This is a genomic window from Pseudomonas sp. GM74 (assembly GCF_000282455.1).
In the GTDB taxonomy this organism is placed as follows: Bacteria; Pseudomonadota; Gammaproteobacteria; order Pseudomonadales; family Pseudomonadaceae; genus Aquipseudomonas.
Genome location: NZ_AKJG01000039.1, coordinates 30800 through 54974, shown reverse-complemented (window position 1 = coordinate 54974; position 24175 = coordinate 30800). Strand labels below are relative to the sequence as shown.

Genomic DNA, 24175 nt, shown 5'->3' with positions numbered 1-24175 from the left:
ATACAGTGTTTTGTTTCTGGCTGACAATGCCCCTCGTTAGCTCTATTCGCTCGGTCCGACGAAAGCCTTATCGCGACCGGGAATGACAAAGCAGTTGTTTTTTGTAGGGTTAATCGTCGGACCCCCTTGAAGCCGGATTTTGCGGCCCCATATAGCTGGGCAGAAGCGCGAGTTGAGCTCGCGGACGAAATTGAAAGGAGAAATCTATGGCTGACGAACAGACAGTGGATACGCAAAACCCAGACGCCAACCAGGCGCCCGAGGCTTCGGGTGATGACCTGGCGGCTCGTGTACAAGTGCTCGAAGAGCAACTGGCAGGCGCTCAGGATCAGGCTTTGCGTGTAGCCGCCGATCTGCAGAACGTCCGCCGTCGCGCCGAGCAGGATGTGGAGAAGGCTCACAAGTTCGCGCTGGAAAAATTCGCCGGCGACCTGCTGCCGATCGTCGACAGCCTGGAGCGCGGCCTGGAACTGTCCAGCCCGGACGACGAAAGCATCCGTCCGATGCGCGAAGGCATCGAGCTGACCCTGAAAATGTTCCAGGACACCCTCAAGCGTTATCAGCTTGAAGCGATCGATCCCCATGGCGAACCGTTCAACGCCGTTCACCATCAGGCGATGGCCATGCAGGAAAGCGCCGACGTCGAGCCGAACAGCGTTCTGAAGGTGTTCCAGAAGGGCTATCAGCTCAATGGTCGCCTGCTGCGCCCGGCGATGGTCGTGGTCAGCAAGGCGCCTGCGCCGGTTTCGCCTTCGATTGACGAGCAGGCTTGAAATCCGCCGCAAGGCCCCCATTTATAAGTCAAGCGTTTAAGTGCTACCGCAGTTAGCCACCACTGCTGCGGCAACCAAATCCAAAGTTTCGGGAGAGTGAACATGGGCAAAATTATCGGTATCGACCTGGGGACTACCAACTCCTGCGTCTCCGTGCTGGAAAACGGCAAGGCAAAAGTTATTGAAAACGCTGAAGGCGCGCGTACCACGCCGTCGATCATCGCTTACGCCAACGATGGCGAAATCCTGGTTGGCCAGTCGGCCAAGCGTCAGGCAGTGACCAATCCGCACAACACCCTGTATGCGGTGAAGCGTCTGATCGGTCGTCGTTTCGACGAAGAAGTCGTACAGAAAGACATTCAGATGGTCCCTTACAAGATCGTCAAGGCTGACAACAGCGACGCCTGGGTTGAAGTGAACGGCCAGAAAATGGCACCGCCACAAATCTCGGCTGAAATCCTGAAGAAAATGAAGAAGACCGCCGAAGACTACCTCGGCGAGACCGTGACTGAAGCGGTGATCACCGTTCCGGCCTACTTCAACGACAGCCAGCGCCAGGCGACCAAAGACGCCGGCCGCATCGCTGGCCTGGACGTAAAACGTATCATCAACGAACCGACCGCAGCCGCTCTGGCCTACGGTATGGACAAGGCCAAGGGCGATCACACCGTGATCGTTTACGACCTGGGCGGTGGTACTTTCGACGTTTCCGTGATCGAGATCGCTGAAGTCGATGGCGAGCACCAGTTCGAAGTACTGGCCACCAACGGTGACACGTTCCTGGGCGGTGAAGACTTTGACATTCGTCTGATCGACTACCTCGTCGACGAATTCAAGAAAGAAAGCGGCATGAACCTCAAGGGTGACCCGCTGGCCATGCAGCGCCTGAAAGAAGCCGCTGAAAAAGCCAAGATCGAACTGTCCTCGAGCCAGTCGACCGACGTGAACCTGCCGTACATCACTGCAGACGCCACCGGTCCCAAGCACCTGAACGTGAAGATCTCCCGCGCCAAGCTCGAAGCATTGGTGGAAGACCTGGTTCAGCGCACCATCGAACCTTGCCGCATCGCAATGAAAGATGCCGGTATCGACGTTGGCGCGATCAACGACGTGATCCTGGTGGGCGGTCAGACCCGTATGCCACTGGTTCAGAAGCTGGTGACCGAGTTCTTCGGTAAAGAAGCTCGTAAAGACGTCAACCCGGACGAAGCGGTTGCCATGGGTGCTGCCATCCAGGGCGCGGTACTGGCCGGTGACGTGAAAGACGTTCTGCTGCTCGACGTCAGCCCGCTGACCCTGGGTATCGAAACCATGGGTGGCGTGATGACCGCGCTGATCGAGAAAAACACCACGATTCCTACCAAGAAATCGCAAGTGTTCTCGACTGCCGACGACAACCAGGGCGCCGTGACCATCCACGTGCTGCAGGGCGAGCGTAAGCAAGCTGCTCAGAACAAGTCCCTGGGCAAGTTCGACCTGGCCGACATTCCACCTGCTCCACGTGGTGTGCCGCAGATCGAAGTGACCTTCGACATCGACGCCAACGGCATCCTGCACGTAGGTGCGAAGGACAAGGCTACCGGCAAGACTCAGTCGATCGTGATCAAGGCCAACTCCGGTCTGTCCGACGAAGAAATCGAGCGCATGGTGCGTGATGCCGAGGCGAACGCCGAGGAAGACCGCAAGTTCGAAGAGCTGGCCGCTGCCCGTAACCAGGGCGACGCGCTGGTTCACTCGACGCGCAAAATGGTTGCCGATGCCGGCGATAAAGTGAGTGCCGAAGAGAAGACTGCAATCGAAGCGGCTGTAGTTGCTCTGGAAGCCGCCGTTAAAGGCGACGACAAGGCTGCTATCGACGCCAAGGTTGAAGAGCTGTCGAAAGTCTCCGCTCCAGTGGCGCAGAAGATGTACGCCGAACAGGCTCAGCCTGCTGAAGGCGCGGCACCGCACGCTGAATCGGCTGAAAAGGCTGACGACGTTGTCGACGCCGAGTTCGAAGAAGTCAAAGACCACAAGTAAGTTGTTGGTCGGCCGGTTGACTGCCTTTAGGCGGTGACTGGTAGGATGTCGCCGCGCGGGAGCTTGCTCCCGCGTTGGCGTATCTGGAATACGCGAATTTTTACAGCATGCGACAGCGTTCGCGTGCTGCTGGCATGGCCGGGAATGCTCCTGCTTTCCGAGCCGAAAGTGCCACTTTGAAACAAAGACCAGGATCGTTGAATTGACGTGAGTTGGGTCCGGGCCTGTATTGGGGCTCAACGAGTTCGGCAAACTCAGGAGGGTTTTGTCGGACGTCCTCAAGAGTGCAAAGACTTATGGCAAAGCGTGACTATTACGAAGTGTTGGGTGTTGAGCGTGGCTCAAGCGAAGCGGACCTGAAGAAGGCTTACCGTCGCCTGGCGATGAAGCACCACCCGGACCGTAATCCCGATGACAAGGCGTCGGAAGAGATGTTCAAGGAGGCCAACGAGGCCTACGAAGTGCTGTCCGACTCCAGCAAACGCGCGGCATACGATCAGTACGGTCATGCCGGTGTCGACCCGAGCATGGGTGGCGGCGGTGCCGGTTTCGGTGGCCAGAACTTCTCCGACATCTTTGGCGATGTCTTCAGTGACTTCTTCGGTGGCGGTCGCGGCGGTTCCCGTGGCGGCGCTCAGCGCGGCAGTGACCTGCGCTACACCCTGGAACTGGATCTCGAAGAGGCGGTGCGCGGTACGACGGTGAATATCCGCGTTCCGACGCTGGTCAACTGCAAGCCTTGCGACGGCTCCGGGGCCAAGAAAGGTTCTGCGCCGGTGACCTGCCCGACGTGCGGCGGTATCGGTCAGGTGCGCATGCAGCAAGGTTTCTTCTCGGTGCAGCAGACCTGCCCGCGCTGCCATGGCCAGGGCAAGATCATTTCCGATCCGTGCGATTCCTGCCACGGCGAAGGTCGTGTCGAAGAGTACAAGACCCTGTCGGTGAAAGTGCCGGCCGGTGTCGATACCGGTGACCGCATTCGTCTGTCCGGCGAAGGCGAGGCGGGTGCCCAGGGCGGGCCGACCGGCGACCTGTACGTGGTGATCAACGTGCGCGAGCACGCGATTTTCCAGCGCGATGGCAAGCATCTGTTCTGTGAGGTGCCGATCAGCTTCGTCGATGCGGCGCTGGGTGGCGAGCTGGAGATTCCGACCCTTGATGGTCGGGTCAAGCTGAAGATCCCTGAGGGGACCCAGACCGGCAAGCAGTTCCGTGTGCGTGGCAAGGGTGTCGCGCCTGTGCGTGGCGGTGGTGCTGGCGACCTGATGTGCCGCGTTGCGGTCGAGACGCCGGTCAACCTGAGCCGTCGTCAGCGTGAAATGCTCGAGGAGTTCCGTAGTTCGCTGGCGGATGACAACAGCCATTCGCCAAAAACCACCGGTTGGTTCGAAGGCGTGAAGCGCTTCTTCGGCGATTTGTAAGGAGGCAGGCATGCGACGTATTGCAGTGATGGGCGCCGCCGGGCGCATGGGCAAGACCCTGATTGAGGCGGTGCAGCAGACCCCGGGTGCCGGTCTGACGGCGGCGGTGGATCGTCCCGACAGCACGTTGGTCGGCGCGGATGCCGGTGAACTGGCTGCGCTGGGTCGAATCGGTGTGCCTCTGTCCGGCGATCTGGATCGGGTGGTCGACGAGTTCGACGTGCTGATCGACTTCACGCACCCGACGGTGACCCTGAAGAACCTGGCTTTCTGCCGTAAGCACGGCAAGGCCATGGTCATCGGTACCACCGGTTTCAGTGTTGAAGAAAAGCAGTTGCTGGCGGAAGCGGGCAAGGACATTCCGATTGTCTTCGCGGCCAACTTCAGCGTGGGTGTCAATCTGTGCCTGAAACTGCTCGACACCGCTGCCCGTGTGCTGGGTGACGATGTCGACATCGAAATCACCGAAGCTCACCATCGCCATAAAGTCGATGCGCCGTCCGGCACTGCCGTGCGCATGGGTGAAGTGATTGCCGATGCGTTGGGTCGCGATCTGAAGAAGGTGGCGGTGTATGGTCGTGAGGGTCAGACCGGCGCTCGTGATCGCGAGACCATCGGTTTCGCCACTGTGCGCGCTGGCGACATCGTCGGCGATCACACCGTGCTGTTCGCCGCCGACGGCGAGCGTGTCGAGATCACCCACAAGGCGTCCAGTCGCATGACCTTTGCCAAGGGCGCGGTACGTGCTGCATTGTGGCTGGACGGGCGCGAGCCTGGTCTTTACGACATGCAAGACGTGCTCGAACTGCGTTAAGATGCACCCGAAATCGGGCTCGCGCACAGCGTTTGAGCCCGGTTTTGTTCCGCCAAGCGACGTCCTGTCGCATTCTCCAGCCTTTAAGGCTCATTGGCGGTAGACCAAAAAAGCCTTTTTCTGTAAGCTACAGCTTTAGTGTGTCCACTAAAAGCGCGCAGAATAATTCAGTGAAGAAGCGGGGTGACGTGTCCATACGTCACTCCGCTTTTTTACAACCTGCGATCGCCCTTTCAGGCTTTATTTACGGGAGGTCTTCTTGACTAAGCCAGCCATACTCGCCCTTGCTGATGGCAGCATTTTTCGCGGCGAAGCCATTGGAGCCGACGGTCAAACCGTTGGTGAGGTGGTGTTCAACACCGCAATGACCGGCTATCAGGAAATCCTTACCGATCCTTCCTACGCCCAACAGATCGTTACCCTGACTTACCCGCACATCGGCAACACCGGCACCACGCCGGAAGACGCCGAGTCCAATCGCGTCTGGTCTGCCGGCCTGGTCATCCGTGACCTGCCACTGGTTGCGAGCAACTGGCGTAACACGATGTCCCTGTCCGATTACCTGAAAGCCAACAACGTTGTGGCAATCGCCGGTATCGACACCCGTCGCCTGACGCGCATCCTGCGTGAAAAAGGCGCGCAGAACGGCTGCATCATGGCCGGTGACAACATCTCCGAAGAAGCTGCCATCGCCGCCGCCCAGGGCTTCCCTGGCCTCAAGGGCATGGACCTGGCGAAAGTCGTCAGCACCAAAGATTCCTACGAATGGCGTTCGACTGTCTGGGATCTGAAAACCGACAGCCACGCGACCCTCGAGGCGTCCGAACTGCCATACCACGTGGTTGCCTACGACTACGGCGTCAAGGTGAACATCCTGCGCATGCTGGTCGAGCGCGGTTGCCGCGTGACCGTTGTGCCTGCTCAAACCCCTGCTGCCGATGTGCTGGCGCTGAAGCCGGACGGCGTGTTCCTGTCCAACGGCCCTGGTGACCCGGAGCCTTGCGACTACGCGATCCAGGCGATCAAGGACGTGCTGGAGACCGAAATTCCGGTCTTCGGTATCTGCCTCGGTCACCAGCTGCTGGCCCTGGCCTCCGGTGCCAAGACCCTGAAAATGGGTCACGGCCACCACGGTGCCAACCACCCCGTCCAGGACCTGGACAGCGGCGTGGTAATGATCACCAGCCAGAACCACGGTTTTGCCGTAGACGAAGCGACCCTGCCGGCCAACGTTCGCGCGATCCACAAATCGCTGTTCGACGGCACCCTGCAAGGGATCGAGCGTACCGACAAGAGCGCCTTCAGCTTCCAGGGTCACCCGGAAGCCAGCCCTGGCCCGAACGACGTAGCGCCATTGTTCGATCGCTTCATCACCGAGATGGCCAAGCGACGCTGATCGCTCGCCCTGATGTAGCAAGGCTTGAGGGTGGTCCCGAAACCGGCGGCCCCCTCAAAGCTTCACAGATTGAACAAGACGGCTTGCCGACTGACCTGCGGATTTGAGTGACAAACCCATGCCAAAACGTACAGACATTAAAAGCATCCTGATTCTCGGTGCTGGCCCGATCGTGATCGGCCAGGCCTGCGAATTCGACTACTCCGGCGCCCAGGCCTGCAAAGCCCTGCGCGAAGAGGGTTACCGCGTCATCCTGGTGAACTCCAATCCGGCCACCATCATGACCGACCCGGCCATGGCCGACGCCACCTACATCGAACCGATCAAGTGGCAGACTGTTGCCAAGATCATCGAGAAAGAGCGTCCGGACGCGCTGCTGCCAACCATGGGTGGCCAGACTGCTCTGAACTGCGCCCTGGACCTGGAGCGCGAAGGCGTTCTGGAGAAGTTCGGCGTAGAGATGATCGGTGCCAACGCCGACACCATTGACAAGGCCGAAGACCGTTCGCGCTTCGACAAGGCGATGAAATCCATCGGCCTGGCATGCCCGCGCTCCGGTATTGCCCACAGCATGGAAGAGGCCAACGCGGTCCTCGAGAAGCTCGGCTTCCCGTGCATCATTCGTCCGTCCTTCACCATGGGCGGCACCGGTGGCGGTATCGCTTACAACCGTGAAGAGTTCGAAGAAATCTGCGCCCGTGGTCTGGACCTGTCGCCGACCAAAGAGCTGCTGATCGACGAATCCCTGATCGGCTGGAAAGAATACGAAATGGAGGTTGTCCGCGATAAGAAGGACAACTGCATCATCGTCTGCTCCATCGAAAACTTCGACCCGATGGGCGTGCATACCGGCGACTCGATCACCGTGGCTCCTGCACAGACCCTGACCGACAAGGAATACCAGATCCTGCGTAACGCCTCCCTGGCGGTACTGCGCGAGATCGGCGTGGAAACCGGCGGTTCCAACGTTCAGTTCGGTATCTGCCCGAACACCGGCCGCATGGTCGTGATCGAGATGAACCCGCGTGTATCCCGTTCCTCGGCACTGGCTTCGAAAGCCACCGGTTTCCCGATCGCCAAGGTCGCGGCCAAGCTGGCTGTGGGCTACACCCTGGACGAGCTGTCGAACGACATCACCGGCGGCAAGACCCCGGCGTCCTTCGAACCGTCCATCGACTACGTCGTCACCAAGCTGCCACGCTTCGCTTTCGAGAAGTTTGCCAAGGCTGACGCGCGCCTGACCACTCAGATGAAGTCGGTTGGTGAAGTCATGGCCATTGGCCGTACCTTCCAGGAATCCCTGCAGAAAGCCCTGCGCGGTCTGGAAGTGGGCGTTTGCGGTCTGGACGAGAAGGTTGATCTGGCCAACCCGGAAAGCATGAGCGTACTCAAGCGCGAGCTGACCGTGCCGGGCGCCGAGCGTATCTGGTACGTGGCGGACGCAATGCGCGCCGGCATGACCGTCGAAGATATCTTCGGCATGACCATGATCGACCCTTGGTTCCTGGTGCAGATGGAAGACCTGATCAAGGAAGAAGAGAAGGTCAAGACCCTGGGTCTGACCAGCATCGACCGCGATCTGATGTTCCGCCTCAAGCGCAAAGGCTTCTCCGATATGCGCCTGGCCAAATTGCTGGGTGTGACCGAGAAGAGCCTGCGTGCTCACCGTCACAAGCTGGAAATCTTCCCGGTCTACAAGCGCGTCGACACCTGCGCCGCCGAGTTCGCCACCGATACTGCCTACCTCTACTCGACGTACGAGGAAGAGTGCGAAGCGGCGCCATCGGGTCGCGACAAGATCATGATCCTGGGCGGCGGTCCTAACCGTATCGGCCAGGGCATCGAGTTCGACTACTGCTGCGTACACGCGGCACTGGCTCTGCGCGATGATGGTTACGAGACCATCATGGTCAACTGCAACCCGGAAACCGTTTCCACCGACTACGACACTTCCGATCGCCTGTACTTTGAGCCAGTGACCCTGGAAGACGTGCTGGAAATCGTCCGTGTAGAGAAGCCGAAAGGCGTGATCGTCCAGTACGGCGGCCAGACCCCGCTGAAACTGGCGCGTGCCCTGGAAGCTGCCGGCGTGCCGATCATCGGCACCAGCCCTGACGCCATCGACCGTGCCGAAGACCGTGAGCGCTTCCAGCAGATGGTCCAGCGCCTGAACCTGCGTCAGCCGCCAAACGCCACCGTGCGCAGCGAAGACGAAGCGATTCGTGCCGCCAGCAAGATCGGTTACCCGCTGGTGGTGCGTCCGTCCTATGTACTGGGCGGCCGTGCGATGGAAATCGTCTACGAAGAAGAAGAACTCAAGCGCTACCTGCGTGAAGCGGTTCAAGTGTCCAACGACAGCCCCGTGCTGCTGGACCACTTCCTCAACTGCGCCATTGAAATGGACGTGGATGCGGTCTGCGACGGCAAGGACGTGGTAATCGGCGCGATCATGCAGCACATCGAGCAGGCTGGTGTTCACTCCGGTGACTCCGCGTGTTCGCTGCCACCGTACTCGCTGCCGGCGCACATCCAGGACGAGATGCGCGAACAGGTCAAGAAAATGGCCCTGGAGTTGGGCGTGGTCGGCCTGATGAACGTTCAGTTGGCGCTGCAAGGCGAAGACATCTACGTCATCGAAGTCAACCCGCGTGCTTCCCGTACCGTACCGTTCGTGTCCAAGTGCATCGGTGTTTCCCTGGCGATGATCGCAGCGCGCGTGATGGCCGGTAAAACCCTGAAAGAGCTGGGTTTCACCAAGGAAATCATTCCGAACTTCTACAGCGTGAAAGAGGCGGTGTTCCCGTTCGCCAAATTCCCTGGCGTTGACCCGATCCTCGGCCCTGAGATGAAGTCCACCGGTGAAGTGATGGGCGTGGGCGACACCTTCGGTGAAGCGTTCGCCAAGGCCCAGATGGGTGCCAGCGAAGTTCTGCCGACCGGCGGTACTGCGTTCATCAGCGTACGTGACGACGACAAGCCACTGGTTGCGGGCGTGGCCCGTGATCTGATCAACTTGGGCTTCGAAGTGGTTGCCACTGCCGGTACTGCCAAGCTGATCGAGGCTGCAGGCCTGAAAGTGCGCCGTGTGAACAAGGTGACCGAGGGGCGTCCGCACGTGGTCGACATGATCAAGAATGACGAAGTCACGCTGATCATCAACACCACCGAAGGTCGTCAGTCGATCGCTGATTCGTACTCCATTCGTCGTAATGCCCTGCAGCACAAGATTTACTGCACCACCACCATTGCTGCTGGCGAAGCCATCTGTGAAGCGCTGAAGTTCGGTCCCGAGAAGACCGTGCGCCGCTTGCAGGATCTACACGCAGGATTGAAGGCATGAGCATAACGAAGTACCCAATGACCGTTCAGGGCGCTCGCGCCCTGGAAGAAGAACACACTCACCTGACCAAGGTCGTTCGTCCGAAGCTCAGCCAGGACATCGGTACGGCCCGCGAGTTGGGTGACTTGAAGGAAAACGCCGAATACCACGCTGCCCGTGAGCAGCAGGGTATGGTCGAGGCGCGGATCCGTGACATCGAAGGCCGCATGCAGAACGCGGTGATCATCGATGTGACGACCATTCCTCACACCGGCAAGGTGATTTTCGGCACAACCGTCGAAATCGCCAACGTCGAAACCGATGAAAGCGTGACTTACCAGATCGTTGGTGAGGACGAGGCTGACATCAAACTCGGCAAAATCTCTGTCGGCTCGCCGATTGCCCGTGCCTTGATTGCCAAGGAAGAGGGTGATGTGGTTGCAGTCAAAACGCCTGGCGGCGTTATCGAGTACGAGATTGTCGAAGTTCGCCACGTCTGAAGGCCGGCGCCCGTTTCGTGCGGGCGCCATGCTTTGGCAACTGACCCAGATGTTGTGGGTCGGCGGCCTGTGGCTGTTGCAAATCGGTCTGTTGCCGGTGCTGGGGCGAATTGGTCTGGCGCCGCTGCTGATCGATGAAATCGCAGGCATGCTCAATACGCTGGTAGTGGGATTCGCTACGGCGTGTGTGATTTTTCAGGCTTTGGTGCTGGTTAAGGCCGAGGGCCTTGCCAGTCTATGGCGGGATATTCGCGGGCAACTGCTGTTGATGGCGCTGTATGCGTGCGCGATGTACTTCGCGGTGCGTTTCGGCTGGCCGGATGCCGATCGTTGGCAGGCGTTCAGCTATCTTGTTCTGGGCTTTTCCGGGCTGGTGCTGGTGTTGCAGCCGATGCCGGGGTGGAGTGGCAGGGTGCGCGAAGCACACCCTTGACCCTTGCCATCACTTGAAGCGATGGACGTTCGACAGCTGCTTGTTGACGCTGAAGTTCTTGCGGTAGATCAGTGCCATCTTGCCGATGACCTGGACCAGATCCGCTTTGCCGACCTTGCAGAGCTCTGCAATGGACGCCAGGCGCGATTCGCGATCGAGGATGTTGAGCTTGATCTTGATCAGCTCGTGATCCGCCAATGCGCGTTCGAGTTCGGCTAACACACCTTCAGTCAAACCATTGTCTGCCACAATCAATACCGGTTTCAGATGGTGGCCAATGGATTTGTACTGTTTCTTCTGCTCTTGAGTGAGCGGCATAATCTGACCCCTGCGTCTGATCTTGTAAAAAGCGGCGGCCAGTTTACCCGAGCGAGTCCGGGACCGCCCAGTTAATCACGACCCGTTTTATTTCCGAGGTATCCCGTGGCCCGTTCCAAGACAAGCCTTAAGTGGCTGCAAGAACATTTCAACGACCCATTCGTCAAAATGGCACAAAAAGACGGGTACCGTTCCCGCGCCAGCTACAAACTGCTGGAGATCCAGGAAAAGGATCGCCTGATCCGCCCTGGAATGAGTGTAATCGACCTTGGTGCGGCACCCGGTGGGTGGTCCCAGGTGACCAGTCGTCTGATTGGTGGGCAGGGCACACTGATCGCTTCTGACATTCTTGAAATGGACAGCATCCCCGACGTCACCTTCATTCAAGGCGACTTTACCGAGGATGCCGTGCTGGCCCAGATCCTCGATGCCGTCGGAAATAAAGAAGTAGACCTTGTGATTTCCGACATGGCCCCCAATATGAGTGGATTACCGGCCGTGGACATGCCGCGAGCGATGTTCCTGTGCGAGTTGGCACTGGATCTTTCGACGCGGGTGCTCAAGCCCGGTGGTGATTTTTTGATCAAGATCTTCCAGGGCGAAGGCTTCGACGAGTTCCACAAGAGCGTTCGCCAGCAGTTCGAGAAGGTGCAGATGCGCAAGCCGACTTCGTCGCGCGACCGTTCTCGCGAGCAGTACCTGCTGGGCCGCGGTTTCCGCGGCCGCAGTGAGGAATGAGTGAATTTTCGATCGGGGTGATAGGATTTTTGTATTACGCCTTGTCAGAATTAGCGAATATTGTGTAGGAAGTGTTTCACAAAGGGTTACAGACGGCGCCTGCCAAGTTGTAGGTAATGTAGTAAGTTAGGCCGGTGAATATCATGCGAAGCGCGCGTCAGTAGCGGAGCTTGCTTCAGAGGGTAGTTAATTGAACGATATGGCAAAGAATCTGATCCTGTGGTTGATCATCGCGGCTGTCCTGGTGACGGTGATGAACAACTTCTCCAGCCCTAACGAGCCGCAGACCCTCAACTATTCCGACTTCATCCAGCAGGTTAAGGATGGCAAGGTCGAGCGCGTGGCGGTTGATGGCTACGTGATTACAGGCAAGCGCAACGACGGCGACAGCTTCAAGACCATTCGTCCCGCGATCCAGGACAACGGCCTGATCGGCGACCTGGTGGATAACCATGTCGTGGTCGAAGGCAAGCAGCCTGAGCAGCAATCCATCTGGACTCAGCTTCTGGTCGCCAGCTTCCCTATCCTCGTGATCATCGCCGTGTTCATGTTCTTCATGCGGCAGATGCAGGGCGGTGCCGGTGGCAAGGGCGGGCCGATGAGCTTCGGTAAAAGCAAGGCGCGCCTGCTCTCCGAGGATCAGGTGAAAACCACCCTGGCTGACGTTGCCGGTTGCGACGAAGCCAAGGAAGAAGTCGGTGAGTTGGTCGAGTTCCTGCGCGATCCGGGCAAGTTCCAGCGCCTGGGTGGCCGCATTCCTCGCGGTGTGCTGATGGTCGGTCCTCCGGGTACCGGTAAGACCTTGCTCGCCAAGGCCATCGCCGGCGAAGCCAAGGTGCCGTTCTTCACCATTTCCGGTTCCGACTTCGTCGAGATGTTCGTCGGTGTGGGTGCCAGCCGTGTTCGCGACATGTTCGAACAGGCCAAGAAACACGCTCCGTGCATCATCTTCATCGACGAAATCGATGCGGTCGGTCGCCATCGTGGCGCCGGTATGGGTGGTGGTCACGACGAACGCGAGCAGACGCTCAACCAGTTGCTGGTTGAGATGGACGGCTTCGAAATGAATGACGGCATCATCGTGATTGCCGCGACCAACCGTCCTGATGTACTGGATCCTGCGTTGCTGCGTCCGGGTCGTTTCGACCGTCAGGTCGTGGTCGGTCTGCCGGACATCCGCGGTCGCGAACAGATTCTCAAGGTTCACATGCGCAAAGTGCCGATGGGCGACGACGTTGCTCCGGCCGTGATTGCTCGTGGTACTCCTGGCTTCTCCGGTGCTGACCTGGCCAACCTGGTGAACGAGGCATCGTTGTTCGCTGCCCGTGCCGGCAAGCGCATCGTCGAAATGAAAGAGTTCGAACTGGCGAAAGACAAGATCATGATGGGCGCCGAGCGCAAATCCATGGTCATGTCCGAGAAAGAAAAGCAGAACACGGCTTATCACGAAGCGGGTCACGCCATCGTGGGGCGTGTCGTGCCAGAGCATGATCCGGTGTACAAGGTGTCGATCATCCCGCGCGGTCGTGCGCTGGGTGTGACCATGTTCCTGCCGGAAGAAGATCGTTACAGCCTGTCCAAGCGTGCATTGATCAGTCAGATCTGCTCGCTGTACGGTGGTCGTATCGCTGAAGAAATGACCCTGGGCTTCGATGGCGTGACCACCGGTGCCTCCAACGACATCATGCGCGCCAGCCAGATTGCGCGGAACATGGTGACCAAGTGGGGTCTTTCGGAAAAACTCGGTCCGTTGATGTATGCCGAAGAAGAGGGTGAAGTGTTCCTCGGTCGCGGCGGTGGCGGTCAGAGTGCAAGCTTCTCTGGTGAGACAGCCAAGTTGATCGACTCCGAAGTGCGCAGCATCATCGATCAGTGCTATGGCACCGCGAAGCAGATTCTCACGGACAACCGTGACAAGCTCGATGCGATGGCCGATGCCTTGATGAAGTACGAAACGATCGATGCCGAGCAGATCGACGACATCATGGCGGGTCGTACGCCTCGCGAGCCGCGCGACTGGTCGGGTGGCACGGGTACTTCCGGTACTCCGCCGGTGGTGCAGGATGAGCGTCCGGAAACACCGATCGGCGGTCCTGCTGCTGACGTATAAGGTTTGAAATGACTTCTGTTCAGTCCTCGACCCGGTTGCCTTGCGGCAATCGGGTTCTTGATTTGGCCCAGACGCATGTCATGGGTATTCTCAATGTCACCCCTGATTCTTTCTCCGATGGTGGCCAATACAGTCAGCTCGACGCGGCCATGCGTCACGCCGAAGCCATGGTGGCGGCAGGCGCTACGCTGATCGATGTCGGTGGAGAGTCCACCCGCCCCGGTGCCAGGGTCGTATCGCCTCTCGAAGAGCTGGAGCGCGTAGCTCCCATCGTCGAGCGCATCAGTCGCGAGCTGGATGTGATCATATCGGTGGACACCTCAACGCCTGCCGTCATGCGAGAAACCGCGCGCCTGGGTGCCGGGTTGATCAATGACGTACGTTCGTTGCGTCGCGATGGTGCCCTGGATGCTGCAGCGGCCACCGGGCTGCCGGTTTGCCTGATGCATATGCTGGGCGAGCCGGGCGATATGCAGGACAATCCGCAGTATCAGGATGTCACCAGGGAAGTCGGCGAGTTTCTCGCCGAGCGTCTGCATCAGTGTTCTTTGGCGGGTATTCCGGCTGAGCGGGTCATTCTTGATCCCGGCTTTGGCTTCGCCAAAACCTTGCAGCACAATCTAAGCTTGTTCAAGCATATGGAGGCCCTGCATGCCTTTGGGCGGCCACTGCTGGTCGGTGTTTCGCGCAAGAGCATGATCGGTCAGGCCTTGAATCGGCCGGTCGGAGAGCGTTTGTATGGCGGTCTTGCTCTCGCGGCGCTGGCTTTGCAGAAGGGCGCGCGTATCTTGCGCGTCCATGACGTGGCCGAAACAGTGGATGTGGTGAGAATGATTGCCGCAGTGGAATCAGCCGAATAAGAATCATGGAGCATTTATGACTAGGAAATATTTTGGTACCGACGGTATTCGTGGTCGGGTGGGTCAATACCCGATTACTCCTGATTTCATGCTCAAGCTCGGCTGGGCTGCTGGCATGGCTTTCCGCAAGATGGGCGCCTGCAAGGTGCTGGTCGGTAAGGACACCCGCATCTCCGGCTACATGTTTGAGTCGGCGCTTGAAGCGGGCCTGACGTCGGCAGGTGCCGATGTGATGCTGCTGGGGCCGATGCCGACTCCGGCAATCGCCTATCTGACGCGCACTTTCCATGCCGAGGCAGGCATCGTCATCAGTGCGTCGCACAATCCCCATGATGACAATGGCATCAAGTTCTTCTCTGGCAAGGGCACCAAGCTGCCGGATGAAGTCGAACTGATGATCGAAGAACTGCTCGATACGCCAATGACCGTGGTGGAGTCGAGCAAGATCGGCAAGGTGTCGCGGATCAACGACGCGTCGGGACGCTATATCGAATTCTGCAAGAGCAGCGTGCCGACCGGCACCAGCTTCTCGGGCCTGAAGATCGTGATCGACTGCGCACACGGTGCGACCTACAAAGTGGCGCCGAGCGTGTTTCGCGAGTTGGGCGCTGAAGTCGTCGTGCTGTCGGCGCAGCCCAATGGATTGAACATCAACGACAATTGCGGTTCGACCCATATGGGGTCGCTGCAGGCTGCCGTCGTGGCTGAGAAGGCCGATCTGGGCATTGCCTTCGATGGTGACGGCGACCGCGTTCAGATGGTCGATCACACTGGTGCGGTGGTGGATGGCGACGAACTGCTGTTCATCATTGCCCGTGATCTGCATGAGCACAACAAGCTGCAGGGCGGCGTGGTTGGAACCCTGATGAGTAACCTGGGGCTGGAGCTGGCCCTGGCGGACCTGGGTATTCCATTGGTGCGTGCCAACGTCGGTGACCGCTATGTCATTGCCGAGCTGCTGGAGCGCAACTGGGTCGTGGGGGGTGAAAACTCCGGGCACATTGTATGCTTCAGTCACACCACCACGGGTGATGCAATCATTGCCGCGCTGCAGGTGTTGATGGCTCTGAGCAGGCGTGACGAAGGTCTGGCGCAATCCCGACAGGCGCTGCGCAAGTGCCCTCAGGTGCTGATCAATGTGCGATTCGGTGGTGGCGCAAGCCCTCTCGATCATCCGTCGGTCAAGGAGGCCAGCGAGCGTGTGACCAAGGCCATGGCAGGTCGCGGGCGTGTGCTATTGCGCAAGTCCGGAACCGAACCACTGGTGCGTGTGATGGTCGAAGGCGAAGACGAAACGCAGGTTCGCGGCTACGCCGAAGAGCTGGCAAAACTGGTTACTGAAGTTTCTGCCTGAATTCGGCTTGCCAGCCATGATTGTGTTGGGTAACATCTGCGCCCACTTTGACCGACGAGGTACAGCATGCGTCGCCCTATGGTAGCTGGTAACTGGAAGATGCACGGTACCCGCGCCAGCGTCGCTGAGCTGATCGACGGCCTTCGTGACTTGGCCTTGCCGAGCGATGTTGATGTCGCGGTATTCCCGCCTTTGCTGCATATCAATCAAGTGATTGATGGCCTGGAAGGAAAGTCGATTTCGGTCGGCGCGCAGAATTCTGCGGTGGAATCCGGGCAAGGCGCGTTGACCGGTGAAGTTGCACCGAGTCAGTTGGTGGATGCAGGTTGTTCCCTGGTGCTTGTCGGGCACTCCGAACGCCGCCAGATCATGGGCGAGCAGGACGCAGTGCTGATCCGCAAGTTTGCAGCGGCACAGGCATGTGGCTTGATTCCGGTGTTGTGCATAGGGGAAACCCTTGAGCAGCGTGAAGCCGGAAAGACTCTTGAGGTTGTCTCGCGTCAGCTGGGCAGTATCATCGAGGAGCTGGGTGTCGGCGCCTTTGCCAGGGCAGTGATCGCTTACGAGCCGGTCTGGGCCATTGGCACCGGGCTGACTGCAACGCCGCAACAGGCGCAGGATGTGCATGCAGCCATTCGCGCCCAGTTGGCGGCAGAGAATTCTGAAGTCGCACAAGGTGTGCGGCTTCTATACGGCGGCAGCGTGAAGGCGGCCAATGCGGTCGAACTGTTCGGCATGCCGGATATCGATGGGGGCCTGATTGGTGGGGCTTCCCTGAATGCAGATGAGTTCGGTGCGATCTGTCGCGCCGCGGGAAACTGAAAAAATGCTGGAAACAGTCGTAGTCGTTTTTCATCTGCTGGGTGCATTGGGCGTAGTAGCTCTGGTTTTGCTGCAGCAGGGTAAAGGTGCGGATGCTGGCGCGTCTTTCGGAGCAGGTGCTTCAAATACTGTGTTCGGAAGCCAAGGTTCCTCTACCTTTCTTAGTAAGTTTACTGCTATACTTGCCGCAGGTTTTTTCATAACCAGCTTGGGGTTAGGTTACTTTGCTAAAGAGAAGGCTCATCAGCTGACTCAAGCAGGTCTCCCAAATCCAGCGGTACTGGAAGTTCCAAAGCAACAACCGGCTTCTGATGATGTCCCGGTGCTTCAAGAGCAAAAGTCGGCTACTCCAGCGACTGACGTGCCTCCAGCTCAAGAGCAGAAGTAAGAAGGGTTTCAAACGTAGTATTGCCGAGGTGGTGGAATTGGTAGACACGCAACCTTGAGGTGGTTGTGCCCATAGGGTGTAGGGGTTCGAGTCCCCTTCTCGGTACCAATTAGTCAGGAGAGCCCGCTGTTGCGGGCTTTCTTGCAGGTGGAAGGTTACATTGACCCTGTAGGGGATCGGTCGTATACTTCCGCCCCAGCTTTGTCGCGGGGTGGAGCAGTCTGGTAGCTCGTCGGGCTCATAACCCGAAGGTCGTCGGTTCAAATCCGGCCCCCGCAACCAGTTTAAGGAGCCCCTTTTAAGGGGCTTTTTGTTAGCTGGACACTTTCAACGCCGCTGTTCGACGGCGTTTCAAGGATGGGCGTTTCGCCCATTTTTTTATTTTGCATAGCATGCACATACATGCACTAGGGGGTTCAGGTGTCGAGCAAGCTAGAAGAGTTGCAGGCCTTGCTGGCCCCGGTGGTCGTGGCCCTAGGCTATGAATGCTGGGGTATCGAGTTTTCGGCTCAGGGTCGTCACTCGATGTTGCGCGTTTATATCGATAAAGAAGGCGGCGTGCTGGTGGACGATTGCGCCATCGTCAGCCGTCAGATCAGCGGTGTGCTGGATGTTGAAGATCCAATCTCCGTTGAGTACACCCTTGAAGTTTCCTCGCCTGGCATGGAACGCCCTCTGTTCACTCTTGAGCAGTTTGCAAAATTTGCCGGTGAACAAGTGAAGATCAAGCTGCGCTCGCCTTTTGAAGGACGACGCAACTTTCAGGGCCTTCTGCGCGGCGTAGAAGAGCAGGATGTCGTGGTGCAGGTAGAAGACCATGAGTTCCTGTTGCCGATCGATATGATCGACAAGGCCAACATTATTCCCAGTTTTGACTGAGGCGTGCCAGATACTGCGGATCCCGCGGATCCAATGGCTTGCGAAAGGCGAGGCGTACGATGAGCAAAGAAGTACTGCTGGTTGTTGAGTCGGTATCCAATGAAAAGGGCGTACCGGCAAACGTGATTTTTGAAGCGCTGGAGCTGGCCCTGGCCACTGCTACCAAGAAGCGTTTCGAAGACGAAGTTGATCTGCGTGTGGAAATCAATCGCCACACGGGTGCATACGAGACATTCCGTCGCTGGACGGTCGTCGAAGAAGCAGACCTGGACGATCCGGCCATCGAAACCTGGCCGAGCAAGGTTGCTGAAACGCACCCTGGCGCCAAGGTCGGTGACGTCGTAGAAGAGAAGATCGAGTCCATCGAGTTCGGCCGCATCGCTGCACAGACTGCCAAGCAAGTCATTGTGCAGAAAGTTCGCGAAGCCGAGCGCGCTCAGGTTGTTGACGCTTACCGCGAGCGCCTGGGTGAAATCATCTCCGGCACCGTGAAAAAAGTTACCCGCGACAACGTGATCGTTGATCTGGGCAACAACGCCGAGGCGTTGCTGGCCCGTGAAGACATCATTTCTCGCGAAACTTTCCGGGTTGGCGTGCGTCTGCGTGCGCTGCTCAAGGAAATCCGCACCGAGAACCGCGGCCCGCAGTTGATCCTGTCGCGTACCGCGCCGGAAATGCTGATCGAGTTGTTCCGCATCGAAGTGCCGGAAATTGCCGAAGGCCTGATCGAAGTGATGGCTGCGTCCCGTGATCCGGGGTCGCGCGCCAAGATCGCCGTTCGCTCCAAGGACAAACGCATCGACCCGCAAGGCGCTTGCATCGGTATGCGCGGTTCGCGCGTCCAGGCAGTGTCGGGTGAGTTGGGCGGTGAGCGTGTTGACATCGTTCTGTGGGACGACAACCCGGCTCAGTTCGTGATCAACGCCATGTCCCCGGCCGAGGTCGCGGCAATTATCGTTGACGAAGATGCCCACGCAATGGACATCGCCGTTGGCGCAGACAATCTGGCTCAGGCCATCGGTCGCGGTGGTCAGAACGTGCGTCTGGCCAGCCAGTTGACTGGCTGGACCCTGAACGTGATGACCGAATCGGACATCCAGGCTAAACAGCAAGCAGAAACCGGCGACATCCTGCGCAACTTCATCGACGAGCTGGAAGTCGACGAAGAACTGGCTCAGGTGCTGGTAGATGAAGGCTTCACCAGCCTGGAAGAGATTGCCTACGTACCGTTGGAAGAAATGCTCAACATCGACGGCTTTGACGAGGAAATCGTCAACGAGCTTCGCGCTCGTGCCAAGGATCGCTTGTTGACCAAAGCCATCGCTACTGAGGAAAAGCTGGCAGACGCCCATCCGGCCGAAGACCTGCTCTCGCTTGAGGGTATGGACAAGGATTTGGCGATGGAACTGGCGGTGCGCGGCGTAATTACCCGCGAAGACCTGGCCGAGCAGTCTATTGACGACCTGCTCGACATCGACGGCATTGACGATGATCGTGCCGGCAAGTTGATCATGGCCGCCCGAGCCCACTGGTTCGAGTAATTAGGCGCGGCCTGAGGAGAGAAGTGCATGACGCAAGTCACGGTGAAACAACTGGCCGATGAGGTCAAAACACCGGTAGAGCGCCTGTTGCAGCAGATGCGTGAGGCAGGTCTGCCGCACACCGCCGCCGAAGAACATGTGACTGACAGTGAGAAGCAATCGTTGCTGACTCACTTGAAAAGCAGCCACAAGGCGAAAGTGGAAGAACCACGCAAGATTACGCTGCAGCGTAAAACCACCAGCACCCTGCGTGTTGCTGGCAGCAAGAGCATCAGCGTTGAAGTACGCAAGAAGAAAGTCTTCGTACAGCGCAGCCCGGAAGAAATCGAAGCCGAGCGCAAGCGTGAACTGGATGAACGTCGCGCAGTAGAAAATGCTGCTCGTCAGAAGGCTGAAGAAGAAGCCAAGCGTCGCGCCGAAGAAGAAGCGCGTCGCCAGCCTGCTGCTGCGCCGACCGCTCAAGCCGAACCTGTTGCAGCGCCTGCTGCGGTGGCCGAGCCAGTTCGTGAAAGCGCACCGGTTGTGGCGGCAGCTCCAGCGCCTGCGGCCGATACCCGCAAGCGTGACGAACAGCGTCGTCCGGACAAGCCACGTGCCGACGACAACAGTCGTCGCGGTAGCGGCGATGGCGAGCGCAAAAACGCTCCGCATCGTGCTTCGGTCAAGGAAAAGGCTCCGGCTCCACGTGTTGCCCCGCGTACTACCGACGAAGAAAGCGATGGCTTCCGTCGTGGTGGTCGCGGCAAGGCCAAGCTGAAGAAGCGCAACGCCCACGGTTTCCAGAGCCCAACCGGCCCTGTCGTGCGCGAAGTGAAGATCGGCGAGACCATCACTGTGGGCGATCTGGCCCAGCAGATGTCGGTCAAGGCTGCTGAAATCATCAAGTTCATGTTCAAACTGGGTACTCCAGCGACCATCAACCAGGTACTGGATCAGGAAACTGCTCAGCTGGTTGCCGAAGAGCTGGGCCACAAAGTGACCCTGGTCAGCGACACCGCCCTGGAAGATTCCCTGGCCGAGTCCCTGAAGTTTGAAGGCGAGGCTGTTTCCCGTGCACCAGTCGTGACCGTAATGGGCCACGTTGACCACGGTAAGACTTCCCTGCTCGACTACATCCGTCGTGCCAAGGTTGCTGCTGGCGAAGCCGGTGGTATCACCCAGCACATCGGTGCTTACCACGTTGAAACCGACCGTGGCATGGTGACGTTCCTCGACACCCCTGGTCACGCTGCGTTTACCGCAATGCGTGCCCGTGGTGCCAAGGCGACCGACATCGTGATCCTGGTGGTTGCAGCGGACGACGGCGTAATGCCGCAGACCATTGAAGCTGTCCAGCACGCGGTAGCGGCTGGTGTGCCACTGGTTGTTGCAGTGAACAAGATCGACAAGCCAGGTGCTGACCTCGATCGCATCCGCAGCGAACTGTCGGTTCACGGCGTGACGTCGGAAGAGTGGGGTGGTGACACGCCATTCGTACCGGTCTCGGCGAAGATGGGTACTGGCGTCGACGAACTGCTCGAAGCCGTATTGCTGCAAGCCGAAGTTCTGGAACTGACTGCCACTCCATCGGCTCCTGGCCGTGGCGTCGTGGTTGAGTCCCGTCTGGACAAGGGCCGTGGCCCGGTGGCTACCGTTCTGGTTCAAGACGGTACCCTGCGTCAGGGCGACATGGTCCTGGTCGGTTCGAACTATGGCCGCGTTCGCGCCATGCTCGACGAGAACGGCAAGCCAATCAAGGAAGCCGGTCCGGCCATCCCTGTCGAGATCCTCGGCCTGGACGGTACCCCGGATGCTGGCGACGAGATGAGCGTGGTTGCCGACGAGAAGAAAGCCCGTGAAGTGGCTCTGTTCCGTCAAGGCAAGTTCCGCGAAGTCAAGCTGGCCCGTGCTCACGCCGGCAAGCTGGAAAACATCTTCGAAAACATGGGCCAGGAAGAGAAGAAGACGCTCAACATCGTCCTCAAATCCGACGTCCGTGGTTCGTTGGAAGCGTTGAACGGTGCCTTGAATGGCCTGGGCAACGACGAAGTACAAGTGCGCGTAGTGGGCGGCGGTGTCGGTGGTATCACCGAGTCCGATGCTAACCTGGCACTGGCTTCCAACGCTGTACTGTTCGGCTTCAACGTGCGTGCCGATGCCGGCGCTCGCAAGATCGTCGAGCAGGAAGGTCTGGATATGCGTTACTACAACGTGATCTACGACATCATTGAAGACGTCAAGAAAGCCCTGACCGGTATGCTCGGCAGCGATGTTCGCGAGAATATCCTGGGTATCGCCGAAGTGCGTGACGTGTTCCGTTCGCCGAAGTTTGGCGCGATCGCCGGTTGCATGGTTATCGAAGGTGTTGTGCACCGTAACCGTCCAATCCGTGTACTGCGTGAAGACATCGTTATCTTCGAGGGCGAGCTGGAATCCCTGCGCCGCTTCAAGGATGACGCTTCCGAAGTACGTGCCGGCATGGAATGCGGTATCGGCGTGAAGAGCTACAACGACGTCAAGGTCGGTGACAAGATCGAAGTCTTCGAGAAGGTGCAGGTTGCTCGCAGCCTCTAACTCGCGCACTTCAGGAGCCGTGACGGGTAGCCGCATGCAAATGCACGGCTCGTCACCAGGACTCTAAACGCAACGCCCGGTCTGGCTTTTGTCAGGCCGGGCGTTTGCCGCTTTCAGACCTCACGGGTTTCACCGTGGGGCAGTAACAGGTAACAATACATGGCAAAAGAATATAGCCGTACCCAACGTATCGGCGACCAGATGCAGCGCGAGCTGGCACAACTGATCCGTCGTGAAGTCAAAGACCCGCGCGTCGGTCTGGTCACCATTACCGCTGTGGAAGTCAGCCGTGACGTCGGTCACGCCAAGATCTTCATCACCGTGATGGGGCAGGACAGCGCCGAAGAAATCGCACAAAGCATCAAGGTGCTCAACTCCGCCGCCGGTTTCCTGCGCATGCAGCTGGCTCGCGAGATGAAGCTGCGCAGCGTTCCACAGCTGCACTTCCACTACGACGAAAGCGTCGTGCGTGGTGCGCATCTGTCGGCATTGATCGAGCGCGCAGTGGCTGAAGACAATCAGCATCCGGTTACGGCAGAAGCCGAAGACACCAAGGAGTAATCGGTGGCTCAGGTCAAACGTATCCGTCGTAACGTCAGCGGCATCATCCTTCTCGACAAGCCGCTGGGGTTCACCTCCAACGCGGCCTTGCAGAAGGTTCGCTGGTTGCTGAACGCCGAAAAGGCTGGTCATACCGGTAGTCTCGATCCCTTGGCCACCGGCGTGTTGCCGCTCTGCTTCGGCGAAGCCACCAAGTTCTCGCAATACCTGCTCGATTCCGACAAGGGCTATGAAACCCTGGCGCAACTGGGCAAGACCACCACCACGGCGGATGCCGAAGGTGAAGTTTTGCAGGAGCGCCCGGTGACCGTTGGTCGCACCGATGTCGAGGCTGTACTGCCGAAATTTCGTGGGCAAATCAGTCAGATACCGCCGATGTACTCGGCGCTCAAGCGTGATGGCCAGCCGCTGTACAAGCTGGCTCGTGCAGGCGAAGTAGTGGAGCGCGAACCGCGTTCTGTTACTATTACGCGCTTGGAATTGCTGGCCTTCGAAGGTGATACTGCGCGGCTGGCGGTGGATTGCAGCAAAGGCACCTATATCCGTACCCTGGTGGAGGATATCGGTGAGCAACTCGGTTGTGGCGCTTACGTTGCTGAACTGCGACGTACCCAGGCCGGGCCATTCACCCTGGCGCAGACGGTTACCCTCGAAGAGTTGGAAGCGGTACATGCCGAAGGCGGCAACGAAGCGGTCGATCGCTTCCTGATGCCATCGGACAGCGGCCTGCTGGATTGGCCACTGCTGCAGTTCTCGGAAGCGAGTGCGTTCTACTGGCTCAACGGCCAGCCGGTGCGTGCCCCGGATGCTCCGAAGTTCGGCATGGTGCGGGTACAGGATCACAATGGTCGCTTCATCGGTATCGGTGAAGTGAGCGAAGACGGGCGCATCGCGCCGCGTCGTTTGATTCGGTCAGAATGACCGAAACCAGTCTGTGTAACAGCAGGCTGGCGAGGGTGGCTGTCAACAGGCACGGTCACTACTCTTTTTTAGATACAGGGATTTGTCCCTGGCCTGTTGAAACTGTTTTTCGACAAACAGTTTCCTGATAAAAGGATTGCCTCATGGCTCTCGACGTTCAAGAAAAAGCTCAAATCGTTGCTGACTACCAGCAAGCTGTTGGTGACACTGGTTCGCCAGAAGTGCAAGTTGCACTGCTGACCGCCAACATCAACAAGCTGCAAGGTCACTTCAAGGCCAACGGTAAAGACCACCACTCCCGTCGTGGTCTGATCCGCATGGTTAACCAGCGTCGTAAGCTGCTGGACTACCTGAAAGGCAAGGATCTGGGTCGTTATCAGACTCTGATCGGTCGCCTGGGTCTGCGTCGCTAATAAGCGATTGCGCTAGAGGTTGGTTGTCTGTCGTGCACCAGC

21 protein-coding genes and 2 tRNA genes are annotated in these 24175 nt (G+C 58.6%); 22 read left to right on the top strand and 1 reads right to left on the bottom strand.

The genetic code is table 11. The features are described 5' to 3' along the window. The first annotated feature begins 206 nt into the window (after nucleotides 1-206). The 8 genes from grpE (at nucleotide 207) to PMI34_RS21675 (ending at nucleotide 10675) form a co-directional block, all read left to right on the top strand. A complete protein-coding gene (gene grpE, locus PMI34_RS21640; RefSeq protein WP_008047467.1) occupies nucleotides 207-773 on the top strand; it encodes a nucleotide exchange factor GrpE in 567 nt (188 codons plus the stop codon). A 102-nt stretch (nucleotides 774-875) separates the two neighbouring features. Next, the gene (gene dnaK / locus PMI34_RS21645) at nucleotides 876-2792 is read left to right on the top strand and encodes a molecular chaperone DnaK (protein WP_008047465.1); all 1917 of its coding nucleotides are present in this window, start codon (nucleotides 876-878) and stop codon (nucleotides 2790-2792) included. A 296-nt stretch (nucleotides 2793-3088) separates the two neighbouring features. Then, the gene (gene dnaJ, locus PMI34_RS21650; RefSeq protein WP_008047463.1) at nucleotides 3089-4213 is read left to right on the top strand and encodes a molecular chaperone DnaJ; all 1125 of its coding nucleotides are present in this window, start codon (nucleotides 3089-3091) and stop codon (nucleotides 4211-4213) included. A gap of 10 nt (nucleotides 4214-4223) precedes the next feature. Next, nucleotides 4224-5027, top strand: a complete 804-nt coding sequence (dapB, locus tag PMI34_RS21655; RefSeq protein ID WP_008047460.1) for a 4-hydroxy-tetrahydrodipicolinate reductase — start codon at nucleotides 4224-4226, stop codon at nucleotides 5025-5027. A 259-nt stretch (nucleotides 5028-5286) separates the two neighbouring features. Continuing rightward, the gene (carA, locus tag PMI34_RS21660) at nucleotides 5287-6423 is read left to right on the top strand and encodes a glutamine-hydrolyzing carbamoyl-phosphate synthase small subunit (RefSeq protein ID WP_008047458.1); all 1137 of its coding nucleotides are present in this window, start codon (nucleotides 5287-5289) and stop codon (nucleotides 6421-6423) included. A 118-nt stretch (nucleotides 6424-6541) separates the two neighbouring features. Continuing rightward, nucleotides 6542-9763 carry a carbamoyl-phosphate synthase large subunit gene (carB, locus tag PMI34_RS21665; protein ID WP_008047456.1) on the top strand — a complete coding sequence of 1074 codons (3222 nt, stop codon included), beginning with the start codon at nucleotides 6542-6544 and terminating at the stop codon, nucleotides 9761-9763. Nucleotides 9764-9765: 2 nt separating this feature from the next. Then, nucleotides 9766-10242 carry a transcription elongation factor GreA gene (gene greA, locus PMI34_RS21670; RefSeq protein WP_032829443.1) on the top strand — a complete coding sequence of 159 codons (477 nt, stop codon included), beginning with the start codon at nucleotides 9766-9768 and terminating at the stop codon, nucleotides 10240-10242. Between the two features lie 28 nt (nucleotides 10243-10270). Next, nucleotides 10271-10675, top strand: coding sequence for a hypothetical protein (locus PMI34_RS21675; RefSeq protein WP_008047454.1), 405 nt, complete (start codon nucleotides 10271-10273; stop codon nucleotides 10673-10675). A 9-nt stretch (nucleotides 10676-10684) separates the two neighbouring features. Here the strand turns inward: PMI34_RS21675 and PMI34_RS21680 are convergent, their stop codons facing one another. Further along, a complete protein-coding gene (locus PMI34_RS21680; RefSeq protein ID WP_007942889.1) occupies nucleotides 10685-10993 on the bottom strand; it encodes a YhbY family RNA-binding protein in 309 nt (102 codons plus the stop codon). A gap of 105 nt (nucleotides 10994-11098) precedes the next feature. Between PMI34_RS21680 and rlmE the strand changes: the two genes are divergently transcribed. From rlmE to rpsO, 14 genes are all read left to right on the top strand, one after another. Beyond that, the gene (gene rlmE, locus PMI34_RS21685; protein ID WP_007988685.1) at nucleotides 11099-11731 is read left to right on the top strand and encodes a 23S rRNA (uridine(2552)-2'-O)-methyltransferase RlmE; all 633 of its coding nucleotides are present in this window, start codon (nucleotides 11099-11101) and stop codon (nucleotides 11729-11731) included. Between the two features lie 199 nt (nucleotides 11732-11930). Beyond that, nucleotides 11931-13841, top strand: a complete 1911-nt coding sequence (gene ftsH / locus PMI34_RS21690; RefSeq protein ID WP_015093436.1) for an ATP-dependent zinc metalloprotease FtsH — start codon at nucleotides 11931-11933, stop codon at nucleotides 13839-13841. An 8-nt stretch (nucleotides 13842-13849) separates the two neighbouring features. Then, the gene (gene folP / locus PMI34_RS21695; protein WP_008047450.1) at nucleotides 13850-14701 is read left to right on the top strand and encodes a dihydropteroate synthase; all 852 of its coding nucleotides are present in this window, start codon (nucleotides 13850-13852) and stop codon (nucleotides 14699-14701) included. Nucleotides 14702-14717: 16 nt separating this feature from the next. Next, complete coding sequence (gene glmM, locus PMI34_RS21700; protein ID WP_008047448.1) at nucleotides 14718-16055, top strand: phosphoglucosamine mutase; 1338 nt, start codon at nucleotides 14718-14720, stop codon at nucleotides 16053-16055. 66 nt (nucleotides 16056-16121) lie between these two features. Beyond that, the gene (tpiA, locus tag PMI34_RS21705; protein WP_008047446.1) at nucleotides 16122-16877 is read left to right on the top strand and encodes a triose-phosphate isomerase; all 756 of its coding nucleotides are present in this window, start codon (nucleotides 16122-16124) and stop codon (nucleotides 16875-16877) included. A gap of 4 nt (nucleotides 16878-16881) precedes the next feature. Then, nucleotides 16882-17265: a preprotein translocase subunit SecG gene (secG, locus tag PMI34_RS0127115; protein WP_011332406.1), complete on the top strand. Its 384-nt coding sequence runs from the start codon at nucleotides 16882-16884 to the stop codon at nucleotides 17263-17265. 22 nt (nucleotides 17266-17287) lie between these two features. Continuing rightward, nucleotides 17288-17373, top strand: a tRNA-Leu gene (locus tag PMI34_RS21710). A 97-nt stretch (nucleotides 17374-17470) separates the two neighbouring features. Next, nucleotides 17471-17547 (top strand) — tRNA-Met (locus PMI34_RS21715). A 138-nt stretch (nucleotides 17548-17685) separates the two neighbouring features. Beyond that, on the top strand, nucleotides 17686-18144 hold the full coding sequence (gene rimP, locus PMI34_RS21720) for a ribosome maturation factor RimP (RefSeq protein ID WP_007973115.1): 459 nt from the start codon (nucleotides 17686-17688) through the stop codon (nucleotides 18142-18144). 59 nt (nucleotides 18145-18203) lie between these two features. Beyond that, nucleotides 18204-19685: a transcription termination factor NusA gene (nusA, locus tag PMI34_RS21725; RefSeq protein WP_007988680.1), complete on the top strand. Its 1482-nt coding sequence runs from the start codon at nucleotides 18204-18206 to the stop codon at nucleotides 19683-19685. 27 nt (nucleotides 19686-19712) lie between these two features. Then, entirely contained in the window at nucleotides 19713-22238 is a 2526-nt protein-coding gene (gene infB / locus PMI34_RS21730) for a translation initiation factor IF-2 (RefSeq protein WP_008047445.1), read from the top strand. Between the two features lie 159 nt (nucleotides 22239-22397). After that, on the top strand, nucleotides 22398-22799 hold the full coding sequence (gene rbfA / locus PMI34_RS21735) for a 30S ribosome-binding factor RbfA (RefSeq protein WP_008047443.1): 402 nt from the start codon (nucleotides 22398-22400) through the stop codon (nucleotides 22797-22799). Between the two features lie 3 nt (nucleotides 22800-22802). Further along, nucleotides 22803-23720: a tRNA pseudouridine(55) synthase TruB gene (gene truB, locus PMI34_RS21740; protein ID WP_008047441.1), complete on the top strand. Its 918-nt coding sequence runs from the start codon at nucleotides 22803-22805 to the stop codon at nucleotides 23718-23720. 143 nt (nucleotides 23721-23863) lie between these two features. After that, nucleotides 23864-24133 carry a 30S ribosomal protein S15 gene (gene rpsO, locus PMI34_RS0127110; RefSeq protein ID WP_015093441.1) on the top strand — a complete coding sequence of 90 codons (270 nt, stop codon included), beginning with the start codon at nucleotides 23864-23866 and terminating at the stop codon, nucleotides 24131-24133. Nucleotides 24134-24175 lie beyond the last annotated feature (42 nt).

What these genes read in the sequence shown, in the direction of transcription:
- grpE (WP_008047467.1), top strand. Translation starts at nt 207, where the DNA reads ATGGCTGACGAACAGACAGTGGATACGCAAAACCCAGACGCCAACCAG.
- dnaK (WP_008047465.1), top strand. Translation starts at nt 876, where the DNA reads ATGGGCAAAATTATCGGTATCGACCTGGGGACTACCAACTCCTGCGTC.
- dnaJ (WP_008047463.1), top strand. Translation starts at nt 3,089, where the DNA reads ATGGCAAAGCGTGACTATTACGAAGTGTTGGGTGTTGAGCGTGGCTCA.
- dapB (WP_008047460.1), top strand. Translation starts at nt 4,224, where the DNA reads ATGCGACGTATTGCAGTGATGGGCGCCGCCGGGCGCATGGGCAAGACC.
- carB (WP_008047456.1), top strand. Translation starts at nt 6,542, where the DNA reads ATGCCAAAACGTACAGACATTAAAAGCATCCTGATTCTCGGTGCTGGC.
- PMI34_RS21675 (WP_008047454.1), top strand. Translation starts at nt 10,271, where the DNA reads ATGCTTTGGCAACTGACCCAGATGTTGTGGGTCGGCGGCCTGTGGCTG.
- PMI34_RS21680 (WP_007942889.1), bottom strand. Translation starts at nt 10,993, where the DNA reads ATGCCGCTCACTCAAGAGCAGAAGAAACAGTACAAATCCATTGGCCAC.
- ftsH (WP_015093436.1), top strand. Translation starts at nt 11,931, where the DNA reads ATGGCAAAGAATCTGATCCTGTGGTTGATCATCGCGGCTGTCCTGGTG.
- folP (WP_008047450.1), top strand. Translation starts at nt 13,850, where the DNA reads ATGACTTCTGTTCAGTCCTCGACCCGGTTGCCTTGCGGCAATCGGGTT.
- glmM (WP_008047448.1), top strand. Translation starts at nt 14,718, where the DNA reads ATGACTAGGAAATATTTTGGTACCGACGGTATTCGTGGTCGGGTGGGT.
- tpiA (WP_008047446.1), top strand. Translation starts at nt 16,122, where the DNA reads ATGCGTCGCCCTATGGTAGCTGGTAACTGGAAGATGCACGGTACCCGC.
- secG (WP_011332406.1), top strand. Translation starts at nt 16,882, where the DNA reads ATGCTGGAAACAGTCGTAGTCGTTTTTCATCTGCTGGGTGCATTGGGC.
- nusA (WP_007988680.1), top strand. Translation starts at nt 18,204, where the DNA reads ATGAGCAAAGAAGTACTGCTGGTTGTTGAGTCGGTATCCAATGAAAAG.
- infB (WP_008047445.1), top strand. Translation starts at nt 19,713, where the DNA reads ATGACGCAAGTCACGGTGAAACAACTGGCCGATGAGGTCAAAACACCG.
- rbfA (WP_008047443.1), top strand. Translation starts at nt 22,398, where the DNA reads ATGGCAAAAGAATATAGCCGTACCCAACGTATCGGCGACCAGATGCAG.
- rpsO (WP_015093441.1), top strand. Translation starts at nt 23,864, where the DNA reads ATGGCTCTCGACGTTCAAGAAAAAGCTCAAATCGTTGCTGACTACCAG.